The following is a 15040-nucleotide window of genomic DNA, read 5'->3' on the forward strand; positions in this document are numbered from 1 at the left end:
TTATTTTATTGTTAGGAGCGAAAAATAAAAATGAATAAAAAAAACCTAAAAATCCCTGAAAATGTCCATGTTCATGAAAATTTCAGAACATGGAAATCAGGAAAACAATGGCTTTACGCCTCGTCAGTTTTAGCCTTGATTGTAGCTGGAGGAGCGATTGCTGCACCAAGCGTAAAAGCTGACCAAGTTTTACCAGGCCAACAAACTGGAGCTGATAACACTATAATAAGATTGGTACGGAGGTTTGGCTGGATATTAATGGTAAACCAGTACTAGAAACATTTAATAAATATGATGGAAATATGAAATATGACAAAACTGGTTGGCGGTTGCTTAGTTCTGAAGGCGCAATCTATAATTTTGCTAACATTGATGAGTTAACGCTTCATTTTCTTGATTTATTAAATGAGGAATACTGGCAAGGTGATAAAGCAAATATTTTCATTATGGACAGAACTCATTTGGCAGATTGGGCACTATTGAATTTAGAAAGACCTGCCTATACGGTACTTCATTTGCATAATTCACATGCTGGAAATGCCCAAGAGCCCATGCATTTGGTCATGAATAACTTTTATGAGTTTGGATTGATGAATTCAAATGGTTACGATGCTATTGTTTCAGCAACAGAAAAACAAACACTTGATGTTTCAAAACGATTTAATCCTCAAAGCAAATTATTTACTATTCCTGTTGGAGTTGTTCCAAATGAAGTTTTTTCAGAAAAGCGAATTGATATGAAGGAGCGTAAAGTGCATAGCGTTTTGGTGACTGCACGTGTTGCACCTGAAAAACGAATTGATCATATCATTAGGGCGATAGGGATTGCAAGACAAACTGTTCCAGATATTACGCTAGATTTTTATGGTTATGTTGATCATCGAAATGATGATTCAGCACAAAAGGCCATTAATGCTGCGATAAAAGAATACCATATGGAAGAAGCAGTGCATCAATTTAAGTATGCTAATAATGTTGGGGAGCTGCAAAAAGAGTTCCAAGTCTATGCCCTAGCTTCAATCATGGAAGGTTTTAATCTATCTCTCATGGAGGCAATAAGTCATGGGATGGTTGGGGTAACTTATGATGTAAACTATGGACCAAATGAGTTGATAGTGGATGGAGAAAATGGTTTTGTTGTTCCTTATGAGGGAATTCAAGAAATGGCTGACCGTTTAGTTGAACTGTTTACTCAGGAAGATAAACTACAAAAAATGTCTACTCAGTCTTATGAATTATCTAGACGTTATTCTGAAGAAAATGTGTGGAAAGCTTGGCAAGCTCTCATTAACGATGCAAACAAAAAGAATATTGCTTATCGTTCACCGATTACAGAGGGAATAGGGGATCAAAGGATTTACTCTACAAAAAAATCTAAGTAGAAAAGGAAATGTTATAATAATTGTTGTTATAGCTTCTTTTTGTTAAAAATTTCAGCTAAAAAAGGATTATTAAAAATATATTTGGCTTAGGAGTTTGAGAAAACTTACTAAATGGTATAGATTGAAAAATAAATGATAAAGCGCTATAATATGAAAGAATTTCATTTTGTTCAGGTAAAAATAGATTTTTAATGACTTGTGATGAGGAGAATTAGATGCGCATAGCGAGACAACCAAGATATCAGCAGATTGCATTACAAATTGCTGAAAGAATTGTACGTAATGAACTTAAAGTTGGACAAAAAATATACGCTCGTTCAACTCTTGCAACAACTTTCGCTGTCTCACCCGAAACGGCACGTAAAGCAATCAATGTTCTAAGTGACTTGGGAATAGTTGACCCTGTTCATGGAAGTGGTGTAAATATTGCTTCAAAGCAAAAGGCACAAGAATATCTGGCTCAATATCAAGAAGTGGAAACAATGCAAGATTTACGGACACAAATCATGCAGAGTGTGGAGAGTCAGAGAAGAGAATTAGCTAATTTTTCATCCATCTTGGATAAATTGGTTGACCAAACTGAGCATTTTCAAAAAATAAACCCTTTAACTCCTATTGAATTTGAACTGGAAAAAGACTCTGAAAAGTTCGGACTGAGCCTAGGAGAAATGAATCTTTGGCAAAATACAGGGGCGACAGTTGTTGCCATTTTGCAAAATGCAGAATTAATTGTTTCGCCAGGACCGTACGCAACTTTAAATCAAGGAGATACCTTATATTTTGTAGGTGCTTCTGATACAGGACAAATTGTCCAAAATTTCTTTTATGGCAACTAAGACATCGTTTACAAAATGATGCCTTTTTTTTAAGCTTAAGTTTAGTTATTTGACATAGTGACTACATATTGTTATTATTGAGTGGTCACTTTAAATAAGAAAATCACTTGTGAAACTTAAAACTTCTAATTATTAATTAACTTATTTATTTAGAATTTATATTTCTAAAAAAGTTTTAAGCTTCCTTGTGTTAGAGTAAAGGAGAGCTATTTTGCCAGTAAAAATAAAAATTGAACATTTAACTAAAATTTTTGGCAAACGGATTAAAACCGCATTAACAATGGTTGAAAAAGGTGAGCCCAAAAATGAAATTTTGAAAAAAACCGGTGCAACTGTAGGGGTTTATGATACAAATTTTGAAATCAATGAGGGTGAAATTTTTGTCATCATGGGTCTATCTGGTTCAGGTAAATCAACTTTGTTGCGTTTGCTTAATCGATTGATTGAACCAACGAGCGGAAAAATATTTATTGACAACCAAGATGTTGCTACATTGAATAAAGAAGATTTGCTTCAAGTTCGCCGTAAAACAATGAGTATGGTTTTCCAAAATTTTGGTCTATTTCCACATCGAACAATTTTAGAAAATACCGAGTATGGTTTGGAAGTTCAAAATGTACCAAAGGAAGAACGACGCAAACGCGCAGAGAAGGCCTTAGATAATGCAAACTTGTTAGACTTTAAAGATCAGTATCCTAAACAATTATCTGGTGGGATGCAACAACGGGTTGGGCTTGCGCGTGCCTTAGCTAATGACCCAGAGATTTTGCTCATGGATGAAGCTTTCTCTGCTCTTGACCCTTTGATTCGTCGTGAAATGCAAGATGAGCTACTTGAACTTCAAGCAAAATTTCAAAAAACAATTATCTTTGTTTCTCATGATTTGAACGAAGCCCTTCGTATTGGTGACCGCATCGCAATCATGAAAGATGGTAAAATCATGCAAATTGGTACTGGTGAGGAAATCTTGACCAATCCAGCAAATGATTATGTTAAAACTTTCGTAGAAGATGTAGATCGTGCAAAAGTTATTACAGCAGAGAATATTATGATTCCAGCTTTAACTACTAACATTGATGTTGACGGACCAAGCGTTGCCTTGAAGAAGATGAAGACTGAAGAGGTCAGCTCTCTAATGGCTGTTGACAAAAAGCGTCAATTCCGTGGTGTTGTTACGAGTGAACAAGCTATTGCTGCTAGAAAAAATAATCAACCATTAAAAGATGTGATGACTACAGATGTCGGAACAGTTTCTAAAGAAATGCTTGTAAGAGATATCTTGCCAATTATCTATGATGCCCCAACGCCTTTAGCAGTTGTTGATGATAATGGATTCCTTAAAGGTGTATTGATTCGAGGAAGTGTTTTAGAGGCCTTAGCTGATATTCCTGATGAGGACGAAGTAGAGGAGATTGAAAAAGAGGAGGAGAATAAATGATTGATTTAGCTATTGGACAAGTACCCATAGCAAACTGGGTGTCATCGGCAACAGATTGGATTACTAGTACTTTTAGTTCAGGATTTGATGTGATTCAAAAATCAGGAACGGTATTGATGAACGGTATTACAGGTGCTTTAACTGCTGTTCCATTCTGGTTGATGATTGCTGTTGTTACTATCCTTGCCATTTTGGTTTCAGGTAAAAAAATTGCCTTTCCTTTATTCACTTTCATCGGTCTTTCTTTAATTGCTAACCAGGGCTTATGGTCAGATTTGATGAGTACAATCACACTTGTCTTACTTTCAAGTTTATTGTCAATCATCATTGGAGTTCCTTTAGGGATTTGGATGGCCAAATCTGATTTAGTGGCTAAGATCGTTCAACCGATTTTGGACTTTATGCAAACGATGCCTGGTTTCGTTTATTTGATTCCAGCGGTTGCATTCTTTGGAATAGGAGTTGTTCCTGGGGTATTTGCATCTGTTATCTTTGCACTCCCACCAACAGTCAGAATGACTAACTTGGGAATTCGTCAAGTTTCAACGGAATTAGTTGAAGCGGCAGATTCATTTGGTTCAACTGCCCGTCAAAAGCTTTTTAAATTGGAATTTCCTTTGGCTAAAGGAACAATTATGGCTGGTGTTAACCAAACGATTATGTTAGCTCTTTCTATGGTTGTTATCGCTTCTATGATTGGGGCGCCTGGCTTAGGTCGTGGTGTACTTGCAGCTGTTCAATCGGCTGATATTGGTAAAGGGTTTGTAAGTGGGATTTCATTAGTTATTTTGGCTATTATTATTGACCGCTTTACACAAAAACTTAATGTTTCTCCTCTTGAAAAACAGGGAAATCCTACAGTTAAAAAATGGAAACGTGGAATTGCCTTAGTTTCATTGTTAGCTTTAATTATTGGTGCCTTTTCAGGAATGTCTTTTGGGAAAACAGCCTCTGATAAAAAAGTTGACTTAGTTTATATGAACTGGGATTCAGAAGTTGCATCAATCAATGTTTTGACTCAAGCGATGAAAGAACACGGCTTTGATGTTAAAACGACAGCTTTAGATAATGCGGTGGCTTGGCAAACAGTAGCCAATGGTCAAGCAGATGGAATGGTTTCTGCTTGGTTACCAAACACGCATAAAACACAATGGCAAAAATATGGTAAATCTGTTGATTTGTTAGGTCCTAACCTTAAAGGGGCTAAAGTTGGGTTTGTTGTTCCAAGTTATATGAATGTTAATTCAATTGAAGATTTAACAAATCAAGCGAATAAAACAATCACAGGTATTGAACCAGGTGCAGGTGTAATGGCTGCTAGTGAAAAAACGCTTAATAGCTATGATAATCTTAAAGATTGGAAACTTGTTCCTTCATCATCAGGTGCAATGACTGTAGCTCTTGGTGAAGCAATCAAACAACATAAAGATATTGTCATTACTGGTTGGTCTCCTCATTGGATGTTTAACAAATATGATTTGAAATATTTGGCTGATCCAAAAGGAACAATGGGAACTTCAGAAAATATTAATACCATTGTTCGTAAAGGTTTGAAGAAAGAAAATCCAGAAGCTTATAAAGTTTTAGATAAATTTAATTGGACAACTAAGGATATGGAAGCTGTCATGCTTGATATTCAAAATGGTAAAACACCAGAAGAAGCTGCCAAAAATTGGATTAAAGATCATCAAAAAGAAGTTGATAAATGGTTTAAATAATCAACGAAGATTTAGATTTAATGAAAACTTTCTAGCATTATAGTTAGAAGGTTTTTTATTATTTCATTCTAAGTTTATTATTTTTAGATTTATAACATTTATGTTAAAATGATTTTGTAGAGTCGAATGAGGAAATTTTACTAAAGTTTTATTATTTGGCTGTTTATCTATAAAACTAGGAGGAGAGACAAATGAATCGTACATTTATTAAAGGCTTTTTGGCAGGGAATGCACTTTTGATAGCTGGACTTGCTGCCACTGCTATTGGCATTAAAGCAAAAGTTATCAATCCTATCAAGAAAAAAGAAGAACAAATTGAAATGGGTAGAAAACGAGCAGCCAGAAAACGGATTGTGCCTTAAGTTAACAAACATAATAAGAAAAACGTAAATCGAAAGATTTACGTTTTTTATTTTGTTCCTTTAAAAATAAGCTCATTGATTGGAGTGCTCATAAAAAAGATAAATTTTGGACGAAATTTTTCATATGCAATGGGAATATCGGCTTCTAACCAAAGAGTGAGAACGGTAATAAGTTGAGCGTTAAAGTATCTTAGGAGTTCTTGAGCTGTAAAATAATTTGCTAAACCATGTTTTTTTATAAGAGAGTTAAAGTGTTTTTCAGCCCACTTCCAAGTTCTATCACTAATTGGACCAATTAACCGGAAAGGAAGTTGAGAGCCAAAAATAATATGAGCTTCTTCTTTATGTTGCCAAAGGACCGGAAGTAGAAGGTCAGCAAGGAGTTCAATAGTAACATCTTCACAATTATATTGAAGTAAACGTTCATTGACTTCATCTACAATATTCAGATAGATATATTCGACAATACCGGGCACGCCTGATTTAAAATTATTTTTAATTGTTGTACGGGTAATGTGTGACCGTTTAGAGATTTCTTCAATGGTTACTTTTTGAGATTCGGAGGCGATATTTAAGAGAGTGCGAATAATAATTTCTTTCGTATCTTTTGTCATGATGCTTCTATTTTATACTTGGAGGAGTATAAAATCCTTTCTTTTTTAAAATTATTTGCTTAATAGGAAATAATTAAAAATAATCTATTATAGATAATTTTTTTAGTATTTGAAATAGTATATCATTATTTTATTAAGAAATTAATTGTTTTGATTATTTTTTAGTTTCATAAAAACTTTTACAAAGTCTTTGCTTTCTTGTAATATATAATTGTTGATAGTTTTAACGAAGCGCTTTGGAAAAATGAAATCAATAATGGAAAGGAAAGACGAGGTGAAAGTTTATCAAAATGAAAATGTTTATGAAGCATTTAATCATCGACTAGAATATATTTGTGGTTATTTTGACCATCTGATTATTTCCTTTTCTGGCGGTAAGGATTCGGGTTTGATGTTGGAATTGGTTCGGCTTTATTATGAAAGTCATGATTGGATGAAAAAAGGGATAAAAGTTTCTGCTTTTTATTTGGATTATGAGGGAAATTATCAAGAAACTAAAGATTATATTGAACGTTCAATGGGAAAATATCCAGAATTTGATTACTATCACGTCTGTCTTCCTGTATAGGCTTCTTGTGGAATTTCGATGTCACAATCGACTTGGTTGCCTTGGGACCCAGAACATCATGAACTTTGGTTGAATTCAATTCCTCCAGAAGCTATTTGTTTAGAAAATCAAGAATTTCCATTTTTTAAAGTTGGAATGTCTGATTATGAGTTTCAAAGTAAGTTTTGCCAATGGCTTCATCGAGAAAAAGAGGTCGTACGAACGGCTGTTTTGGTGGGAATTCGTGCTCAGGAAAGTTTAAATCGTTATAATGCGGTGACGCGCGAGGAGACTTTTTCTCGTTTTGGAACGACTAATTTTAGCCATCGTATTAGTCAAGATGTCTTTAATTTTTATCCAATGTATGATTGGTTATTTGAAGATATCTGGCGAGCTAATGCTAAATTTGAGCTTGATTATAATCATCTTTATGATTTGTACTATCAGGCGGGAGTTCCTTATAAATCAATGAGGGTTGCTAATCCTTTCCATCAGTGTGGGGTGCATTCATTAAAACTCTATCAGGCTTTAGAGCCAGCGACTTGGGGAAAATTAGTTGGTCGTGTTAATGGAGCAAATTTTGCAGCGCTTTATGGTGGAACTGTAGCAATGGGTTACCGTGGAGCTGTGCTACCTAAAGGACATACTTGGAAATCTTATGTTGAATTTTTACTTGAGACATTGCCAGAGGAAACTCGAAAGGTTTATCTTAAAAAATTTAAATCTTCAATGGATTATTGGATGAAAACTGGGGGAGCTTTACTAGAAAATGTGATTGATGAGTTAGAGGAGCTTGGCTCGGACTTTGAACGTTTGGGTCCACCAACAAATAAGCGCAAATATAAGCAAAGATACGAAGTGATTCGCTTTAAAGATTATCCAGATGATGTGCCAATTAAAAATTTTAGGTTGGTTCCTTCATACAAACGCATGTGTATCACGATTTTAAAGAATGATACTTCTTGTCAGTATATGGGATTTGGTCAAACGAAGGATGAATTACAGAAAAAACAAGAGGCAATGGAAAAATGGGAGACATTTTTATAAGTCCAGCTTATGATATCAGGCGAGTACCAATTGAGAAGATTAGAGCAAATGCTTATAATCCAAACCGAACAGCACCTCCTGAATTTCAACTACTTGAACGGTCGATTTTGGAAGATGGTTATACAATGCCTATCGTTTGTTATTACGATAAAGAACAGGATTTTTATGAAATTGTGGATGGTTTTCATCGTTATCTTGTTATGAAAAACTCTGAAGAAATTGCTAAACGAGAAGGCAATTGTTTACCTGTTTCGATTATTGATCGTCCACTTGAAGATAGAATTGCTAGTACCATTCGACATAATCGTGCTAGAGGCACACATTCAATCGAATTGATGACGGAAATTGTTCAACAATTGGTAGAATCGGGGTTGAGTGACCAGTGGATTATGAAACATATTGGAATGGATAAAGAAGAGTTGCTTCGTTTAAAACAGTTGAGTGGTTTGGCTTCCCTTTTCCAAAATCAGGAATTTTCTCGGGCTTGGAATTGGGAAGAGGATGAAGAAATCAGTGAAGAGTGAATTTGAATGTTTCTTTGAATTTATTTTATTCACTTATTGAAAACTTATCTATAAAAAATTAAAAAAGAAGGATTATTATTATGGAACATGAATATTTATTTGTTTACTCAAGATTAAAGTTGTTGATTAAAGATGCTCATAAATCTTTTAATCAAGTAGAGCGGGAACTTGGTTATCCTCGGAATACTTTGAAAAATTATAAGTATAAGAAAAAACCGAGTGTTGGTCGTGTTTTTGAAATGGCAAATTATTTTAATGTATCAATTGAATTTTTGTTAGGAATCGAAGAAAAAGACAATAAAAATAGTTTAGCTTACCGTTTAGAAAAATTGGATCGTGAGAAAAAGGAACTTGAAATCTTGATTTTAGAAGGTCAAAAATAATAAGAAACGTTTAGATTAATTTTTCACTAAAATATTTACGTTAAGGGATTGACACTTTTTTGTAAATGTTGTATTATTGTTTTAGTTGAGTGAAGTTTCATTAGTGGAATTCATTTAACTTCTTTTCTTACATAGTATTGAGGATAGGTTTTGATGATTTATTCTCTTGAAGGTTCTTTCTTTGTAGGAAGAGCCTTTTAGTTTTCTTTATTTTTGACTTAAAAGTTACAAATTAAATCTTAAATAAGGGCTTATGTTATAATTAAGATAGATTGAATAGGAAATGAGAGAGTTATGGAAGAGAAAAAATCTTCAGGGATGTTTGCGGTTTTTGCGGCACTTGGGGCTAATGTTCTGGTTGCAATCAGTAAGTTTATTGGATTTGGTTTATCTGGCTCAGCAGCGATGCTTAATGAAAGTATTCACTCAGTCGTAGATTGTGGGAATCAGATTTTACTTTTGTTTGGCGACCGTCGTTCAAGACAAGCGAGCACTAATCTCCATCAATTTGGCGAAGCTAGGGCAAAATATTTCTTTAGTATGATAGTGGCAACATTCCTCTTTTTTGGTGGGGGTGTCATTGGTGTAATGGAGGCCTATGATAAGTTGGTTCACCCAGCACACAGTGTTGAAAATGCGGGCATTGTTATTGGAATCTTGTTGATTGGCATGGCAATTGAAGGTTCATCATTAAGAGTGGCTTTTAAAGAAATTAGCGAATTGAATACAGAAAAATTACCAATCTTTAAGTTTTTGCATGAAAGTCGTCACAGTGAAATTTTAGTTATTTTTGCTGAGGATTTATGCGCAATTATTGGTTTGCTTTTAGCGCTTTTAGGAACTGTCTTGACGATGGTGACAGGCAATCCTATTTTTGATGCAATTAGTGGGTTGTTGATTGGGTTCTTGCTTATGGCAGCAGCGATTTTCTTGACAAGAGAATTTTATAGTTTAATTGTTGGTGAACGTGTGACAGATAGTGATTTAGAAAAGATTTTGACAGCTTTTGATCGTCCTGAAGTAGAACGAGTAATTAATGTTAAAACGGTTCACCTTGGCCCAACAGAGATTTTGATTGCTGCAAAAATTGATTTGGTGAGTAAGCTTGTTTTAGAAGATTATGAAATTATTAATCAAATTGAAGCGGAAATCAGAAAAAAAATTAGTGATAAGAAGTGCTATATTTATATTGAAATTGACGAATTCGTTCAGGGCTATGTCCAATCTTCAGATTTATAAGCCTAATTTACTGACAGAAATATTTTAAAGATGAGACAAGAAGGAGAGTGCCTATGAAAAATTTTTTTAATCATATTGAACTGAAATTTGCTAATCTATTATCGAAAATTAGTTTTATGTTGCTTATGGTAGTAGGGCTTTTGATGGTTTATTTTCTATTTAGAGAAGTTTATAATCTTGTTTTACTTGCTTTTCTTTCTGAGAGTGAGGTTCATTATTATGATATTTTGGAAAGTATTCTCTCCTTCTTTATCTTCTTTGAATTTTTAACTTTGATTATCACTTCATTGAGAAATAAAGGACATGTGTCATTAATTTTCCTCTTATCACTCGGGATTACTTCACTGATTCGACTGTTGTTAACCTATCATGAACGATTAGTTGGAGTATTATTGATTGCTAGTGCTATTCTGATATTAATTATTGGTGTCTTTGTCTTAAAGAAATTTGTTTTTCCAAATGATGATACAGCAGATTATTTCTAATCTTGTCTGACAGTTCTGTCAGTAAAATTGAAGACAAAAAATACTGACAGATTTGTCAGTATTTTTTTAGAATTTTTTCAGGTAAATTTTGTCAATATAGTGATTTTCTGTTTTGTGGAGAATAATTTCTGCCCGATTTCTTGTGGGCTCAATATATTCTCTGAGATTGACACGATTGACACGTGCCCATATTTCACGGGCTAGATTGATTACTTTATCTTCTGGCATTTTTGTAAATTGATGATAGAAGTTTGTCTGGTCATATTTAGCTAGTTTTAAAAGGCTGTCAAAACGTTCGAGGTACCATTTTTCAATGAGTTTTTCGTCAGCATCGACATAAATTGAAAAATCGTAAAAATCACTGATATAAAGTAGTTGATTTTGTGGATTTTGAAGCACATTAATTCCTTCTACAATAAGAATATCAGGGCTGTCAATGATTTGACTTTGGTTAGGCAAAATATCGTAAGTTTCATGTGAGTAAATCGGAACTTCAAATTTTTCACCATTTTTGACGTGATAAAGAAAACTTGTTAATTTTTCCATATCATAGCTTTCGGGAAAACCTTTGCGGTCGAGAATCCCCATATTTTTTAAATCATTAGTCGTGTACAAAAATCCGTCGGTTGTCACTAAATCAACGGTTAATTTTGGAAAGGCACGTGAAAGGAGAAGCTGGAGAAGTCTTGCAGTCGTTGATTTTCCAACGGCGACTGAGCCGGAAATCCCAATGATGAGTGGGGGAGTTTTGACAATTTTTTGTAGGAAAAGTCCTTTAGAGTAACTCATGTCTTCTAAATTTTTTTTATATAAGCGAAGAAGATGAATCAGTGGTAAATAGACGTCCTCCACATCTTGTAAGCTGATTTCATCATTGAGTGAGCGGATTGACTCTAACTCATCATGAGTTAAGGGAGCAATCGAAGTATTATAAAGATTTTGCCATGTTTTTCGGCTAATTTCGTCAAAATTAATGAATTCATTCATGAAAAATATTTTATCATATTTTTGGCTTATCAAGGTAAAAAAACTAATAAATCTGTAAGCGTATTAAATAAGTTACTGACAAGATTTTTACACTTCTGTCAGTAAAAGTGTAAGAGATTACAAAATAAGTAGAAGTTCTAAAAATTTTTTTAAGATAAAAAAGGGCTTTTATGTTAAAATAAAATTAATGGTTAAAACAAATATGTATTATGAAGACAATCAAGATTTATCGCATGACTTCCAGACCTTAACAGTTGAATTGTTAGGTCAGTCAATGCGTTTTAAAACAGATCGTGGTGTCTTTTCAAAAAATGGAATTGATTATGGTTCTCGTGTTTTATTAGAAAACTATCAACCTGAAAGTGCAAAAAGTCTTTTAGATGTTGGGTGTGGTTATGGAACATTAGGGTTAACCTTAGCTAAAAAGTTTGATTTAGGTGTGACAATGGTTGATGTGAATAGTCGGGCACTTGATTTATGCCGTCAAAACGCGATTGACAATGCTGTCAGTAATAGTAAAATTGAACTTTCAAATATTTATGAGTCTGTCAGTGAAAAATATGATGCGATTATCTCAAATCCGCCAATTAGGGCCGGTAAAGAAGTGGTCCATGAAATTTTAGCTGGTGCTTTTGGTCACTTAAATGATGGAGGGCATTTGACGATTGTTATCCAAAAGAAACAGGGTGCCCCGTCTGCTCAAAAGAAAATGGAAGAAGTATTTGGTAATTGTCAGCTTGTAGCCAGAGATAAAGGATACTTTATTTTAAGAAGTTATAAAAATATATAATTATTGATAAGATAAAACGAGGAGGAGCCTATGACCTATCGGATGGTTGATCTCATTCAAAAGAAAAGAGATAGTGGTGAATTTAGCCAAGCTGAAATCGATTGGATGATTGAAAATTATGTCAAAGGAATCGTGCCAGACTATCAAATGTCAGCACTTGCGATGGCAATTTATTTTAAAGGGATGACAACAGTAGAAACTGCTTATCTCACGATGGCAATGGTTCATTCAGGAAAAGAATTTGATTTGACTGATATTTCCGGAATCAAGGTTGATAAACATTCTACTGGTGGAGTGGGCGATAAAGTAACACTTATTTTAGCTCCGCTTGTAGCGTCATTTGGGGTTCCTGTTGCGAAAATGTCTGGTCGTGGGCTTGGACATACGGGAGGAACTTTGGACAAATTGGAGTCAATTCCTGGCTTCAAATTTGAAAAAACGGAAAAAGAATTTATTGATCAGGTCAAAGAAACAGGAATTGCCATAATTGGGCAATCCGATGAACTTGTTAAAGCCGATAAATTACTCTATGCTCTTCGAGATGTCACAGCAACTGTTGATATTATTCCTCTAATTGCTAGTTCTGTCATGTCCAAAAAAATTGCCGCAGGCTCTGACGCCATTCTACTAGATGTAACTGTAGGAGATGGGGCTTTTATGAAGTCAGTTGAAGATGCTCGCCTTCTCGCTCAAACAATGGTTGACCTTGGTAAATCCATAGGACGAGAAACCGTCGCTGTCATCACAAATATGAGTCAGCCTCTTGGTTTTGCTATCGGAAATCGAAATGAAATGACTGAAGCAGTTCATACTCTACAAGGAAAAGCGCCAAAGGAATTCCAAGAATTTATTGCGGAACTTGCCCAAATTATGCTGCAACTTGCGGGACTTGAAAAATCAATTCCTGAAATTTTAGAGCATTTTACTAATGGTTTAGCTTACGGAAAATTTGTTGAAATGGTCAAGGCCCAAGGTGGTGACCCAACTGCCTTTGACTATTTGACAGCTCCTCTTCAAGTAAAATATCAAGTGGAAATTAAAGCAGATAAATCAGGATTTATTAGTGAAGAAAAAGCCTTAGGAATTGGTCTTCTTGCTATGAAATTAGGAGCAGGACGTGCAACTAAGACTGATGATATTGATTTTGAAGCAGGTGTTACTCTGACGAAAAAGGTAGGAGATAAGGTGAGTGCCGGTGAAGTCATTGCTCAGCTTTATTCCAACCGCGAAATTCCTGACGAATTAGTTGCTGAATTTAATGACAGTTTGGTCATTAGTGATCAACAAGTTCATCAAAAAGAAATTCTAGAAATTATCAGATAAGATGAAAAATGATTTAAAAATCCCAACACCTGTTATGGCCCTGCAAGTTATCTTGTCAGCTTTGGCTGGAGCAGCGACCAAATTGTACTTACAAAATTTTGGTTGGCTTATTCAACTTATTGCTTTTATCATTATCTTCGTTGTAGTCTATCTCATCGTTGGAATAATTTACTTAAGATTAAAAAAATAGAAAGAACATAAAATGCAAATTAATAAATATATTGACCATACTATTCTTAAAGCCGATGCTCCAAAATCTAAAGTTCAACAAATAATTGATGAAGCAAAAAAATATGATTTCATGAGCGTTTGTATTAACCCAACATGGGTAAGTTATGCCAGTCAAGAACTTAAAGACTCAGACGTTAAAGTATGTACAGTAATTGGTTTTCCTTTAGGTGCTAATACTTCTGAACTCAAAGCTTTTGAAGCTAAAAACGCTATTGAAAATGGTGCTGATGAAATTGACATGGTCATTAATATTGGCGCAGCCAAATCTAAGGATTGGAATCTTGTTGAGTCAGATATCGCAGCTGTCAACGCAGTAAAAGGTGATAAACTTCTTAAAGTTATCATTGAAACAAGCCTTTTAACTGACGATGAAAAGATTAAAGCTTGCCAAATTGCTAAAGCAGTTGGTGCTGATTTTGTCAAAACTTCAACAGGTTTCTCAACAGGTGGAGCGACTGTTCATGATGTAAAATTAATGCGTCAAACGGTTGGCCCAGATATGGGAGTTAAGGCTTCTGGTGGAGTTCATAATCTTGAAGAAGTAAAAGCAATGATTGATGCTGGTGCAACACGTCTTGGTGTTTCGGCTGGTGTTGCAATTATGGAAGGTCTGACTTCAAATGACAACTACTAAAAAAATGATTGCTGCCGCACGCGAAGCGGCGAGTTTGGCATATGTTCCTTACTCTCATTTTCCTGTAGGAGCAGCTTTTCATACAACTGATGGTCGAATTATCACAGGTTGTAATATTGAAAATGCTAGTTTTGGACTTTCTAATTGTGCTGAACGAACAGCTATTTTTAAAGCAATATCAGAAGGCCTGAAAGATTTTGATGCTCTTTATGTATTCGGAGAAACAGAAGAACCAATTAGCCCTTGTGGTGCTTGTAGACAAGTTATTGCAGAATTTTGTCCAGCAGATATGCCAGTTTTTTTGATTTCTAAAAATGATAATGTAAAAGAAACTTCAGTTGAGGAACTTTTACCATATTCTTTCAAAAATCTTGATTAAAATAAAATTGATATGCTATCAACAGGTAGCATATTAATTTGTAACTAAAGTAAGCGCTTTATCTTTTTTCTTTTAAAAAATGTAAAAATGGTAATTACTGATAAATATGAATAATTCTTAG

General features: G+C 34.5%; 16 protein-coding genes and 2 pseudogenes. 16 read left to right on the forward strand and 2 right to left on the reverse strand.

From position 1 onward, the window contains the following. Positions 1-30: 30 nt before the first annotated feature. The 6 genes and pseudogenes from MHB61_RS01935 to MHB61_RS01960 all read left to right on the forward strand — a co-directional run bounded on the left by MHB61_RS01935 (position 31) and on the right by MHB61_RS01960 (position 5736). The gene (locus tag MHB61_RS01935; RefSeq protein ID WP_098407949.1) at positions 31-276 is read left to right on the forward strand and encodes a KxYKxGKxW signal peptide domain-containing protein; all 246 of its coding nucleotides are present in this window, start codon (positions 31-33) and stop codon (positions 274-276) included. Beyond that, positions 225-1382: pseudogene (locus MHB61_RS01940) on the forward strand (glycosyltransferase family 4 protein); the annotation flags it as partial. The gene MHB61_RS01935 and the pseudogene MHB61_RS01940, both read left to right, overlap by 52 nt. 215 nt (positions 1383-1597) lie before the next feature. After that, positions 1598-2218 carry a GntR family transcriptional regulator gene (locus tag MHB61_RS01945; RefSeq protein ID WP_003130442.1) on the forward strand — a complete coding sequence of 207 codons (621 nt, stop codon included), beginning with the start codon at positions 1598-1600 and terminating at the stop codon, positions 2216-2218. 211 nt (positions 2219-2429) lie between these two features. After that, positions 2430-3656 (forward strand): quaternary amine ABC transporter ATP-binding protein, encoded by a 1227-nt coding sequence (locus MHB61_RS01950; RefSeq protein WP_003130443.1) that lies wholly within the window; start codon positions 2430-2432, stop codon positions 3654-3656. Then, positions 3653-5374 carry an ABC transporter permease/substrate binding protein gene (locus MHB61_RS01955; RefSeq protein ID WP_003130445.1) on the forward strand — a complete coding sequence of 574 codons (1722 nt, stop codon included), beginning with the start codon at positions 3653-3655 and terminating at the stop codon, positions 5372-5374. The genes MHB61_RS01950 and MHB61_RS01955 overlap by 4 nt, the downstream gene beginning before the upstream one ends. A 191-nt stretch (positions 5375-5565) precedes the next feature. Then, the gene (locus tag MHB61_RS01960) at positions 5566-5736 is read left to right on the forward strand and encodes a DUF3042 family protein (protein WP_003130447.1); all 171 of its coding nucleotides are present in this window, start codon (positions 5566-5568) and stop codon (positions 5734-5736) included. A gap of 47 nt (positions 5737-5783) precedes the next feature. Here the strand turns inward: MHB61_RS01960 and MHB61_RS01965 are convergent, their stop codons facing one another. Beyond that, positions 5784-6350, reverse strand: coding sequence for a transcriptional regulator (locus tag MHB61_RS01965; protein WP_003130449.1), 567 nt, complete (start codon positions 6348-6350; stop codon positions 5784-5786). Between the two features lie 274 nt (positions 6351-6624). Between MHB61_RS01965 and MHB61_RS01970 the strand changes: the two are divergent. The 5 genes and pseudogenes from MHB61_RS01970 to psiE all read left to right on the forward strand — a co-directional run bounded on the left by MHB61_RS01970 (position 6625) and on the right by psiE (position 10575). Further along, positions 6625-7944: pseudogene (locus MHB61_RS01970) on the forward strand (DUF3440 domain-containing protein). After that, complete coding sequence (locus MHB61_RS01975; RefSeq protein ID WP_003130454.1) at positions 7926-8468, forward strand: IbrB-like domain-containing protein; 543 nt, start codon at positions 7926-7928, stop codon at positions 8466-8468. Before MHB61_RS01970 ends, MHB61_RS01975 begins: the two are co-directional and overlap by 19 nt. A gap of 80 nt (positions 8469-8548) precedes the next feature. After that, complete coding sequence (locus MHB61_RS01980) at positions 8549-8851, forward strand: helix-turn-helix domain-containing protein (RefSeq protein ID WP_010905976.1); 303 nt, start codon at positions 8549-8551, stop codon at positions 8849-8851. A 294-nt stretch (positions 8852-9145) separates the two neighbouring features. Next, entirely contained in the window at positions 9146-10090 is a 945-nt protein-coding gene (locus tag MHB61_RS01985) for a cation diffusion facilitator family transporter (protein WP_003130457.1), read from the forward strand. A gap of 53 nt (positions 10091-10143) precedes the next feature. Continuing rightward, positions 10144-10575, forward strand: a complete 432-nt coding sequence (psiE, locus tag MHB61_RS01990; RefSeq protein WP_010905975.1) for a phosphate-starvation-inducible protein PsiE — start codon at positions 10144-10146, stop codon at positions 10573-10575. Positions 10576-10641: 66 nt separating this feature from the next. On the opposite strand, the gene coaA is transcribed toward psiE, so the two are convergent. After that, on the reverse strand, positions 10642-11562 hold the full coding sequence (coaA, locus tag MHB61_RS01995) for a type I pantothenate kinase (protein ID WP_003130461.1): 921 nt from the start codon (positions 11560-11562) through the stop codon (positions 10642-10644). A gap of 187 nt (positions 11563-11749) precedes the next feature. On the opposite strand from coaA, the gene MHB61_RS02000 reads away from it, so the two are divergent. The 5 genes from MHB61_RS02000 to MHB61_RS02020 are packed head-to-tail and all read left to right on the forward strand — an operon-like array spanning position 11750 to position 14919. Next, a complete protein-coding gene (locus MHB61_RS02000) occupies positions 11750-12352 on the forward strand; it encodes a class I SAM-dependent methyltransferase (protein ID WP_003130463.1) in 603 nt (200 codons plus the stop codon). A gap of 30 nt (positions 12353-12382) precedes the next feature. After that, positions 12383-13675 (forward strand): pyrimidine-nucleoside phosphorylase, encoded by a 1293-nt coding sequence (locus MHB61_RS02005; RefSeq protein WP_003130466.1) that lies wholly within the window; start codon positions 12383-12385, stop codon positions 13673-13675. Position 13676: 1 nt separating this feature from the next. After that, positions 13677-13865: a hypothetical protein gene (locus MHB61_RS02010; RefSeq protein ID WP_003130467.1), complete on the forward strand. Its 189-nt coding sequence runs from the start codon at positions 13677-13679 to the stop codon at positions 13863-13865. Between the two features lie 12 nt (positions 13866-13877). Next, a complete protein-coding gene (gene deoC, locus MHB61_RS02015) occupies positions 13878-14540 on the forward strand; it encodes a deoxyribose-phosphate aldolase (RefSeq protein WP_137016733.1) in 663 nt (220 codons plus the stop codon). Beyond that, the gene (locus MHB61_RS02020) at positions 14527-14919 is read left to right on the forward strand and encodes a cytidine deaminase (RefSeq protein WP_003130469.1); all 393 of its coding nucleotides are present in this window, start codon (positions 14527-14529) and stop codon (positions 14917-14919) included. Before deoC ends, MHB61_RS02020 begins: the two co-directional genes overlap by 14 nt. Positions 14920-15040: the final 121 nt, after the last annotated feature.

It is taken from the genome of Lactococcus sp. FSL K6-0773 (assembly GCF_038006485.1).
Classification (GTDB): Bacteria; Bacillota; Bacilli; order Lactobacillales; family Streptococcaceae; genus Lactococcus; species Lactococcus lactis.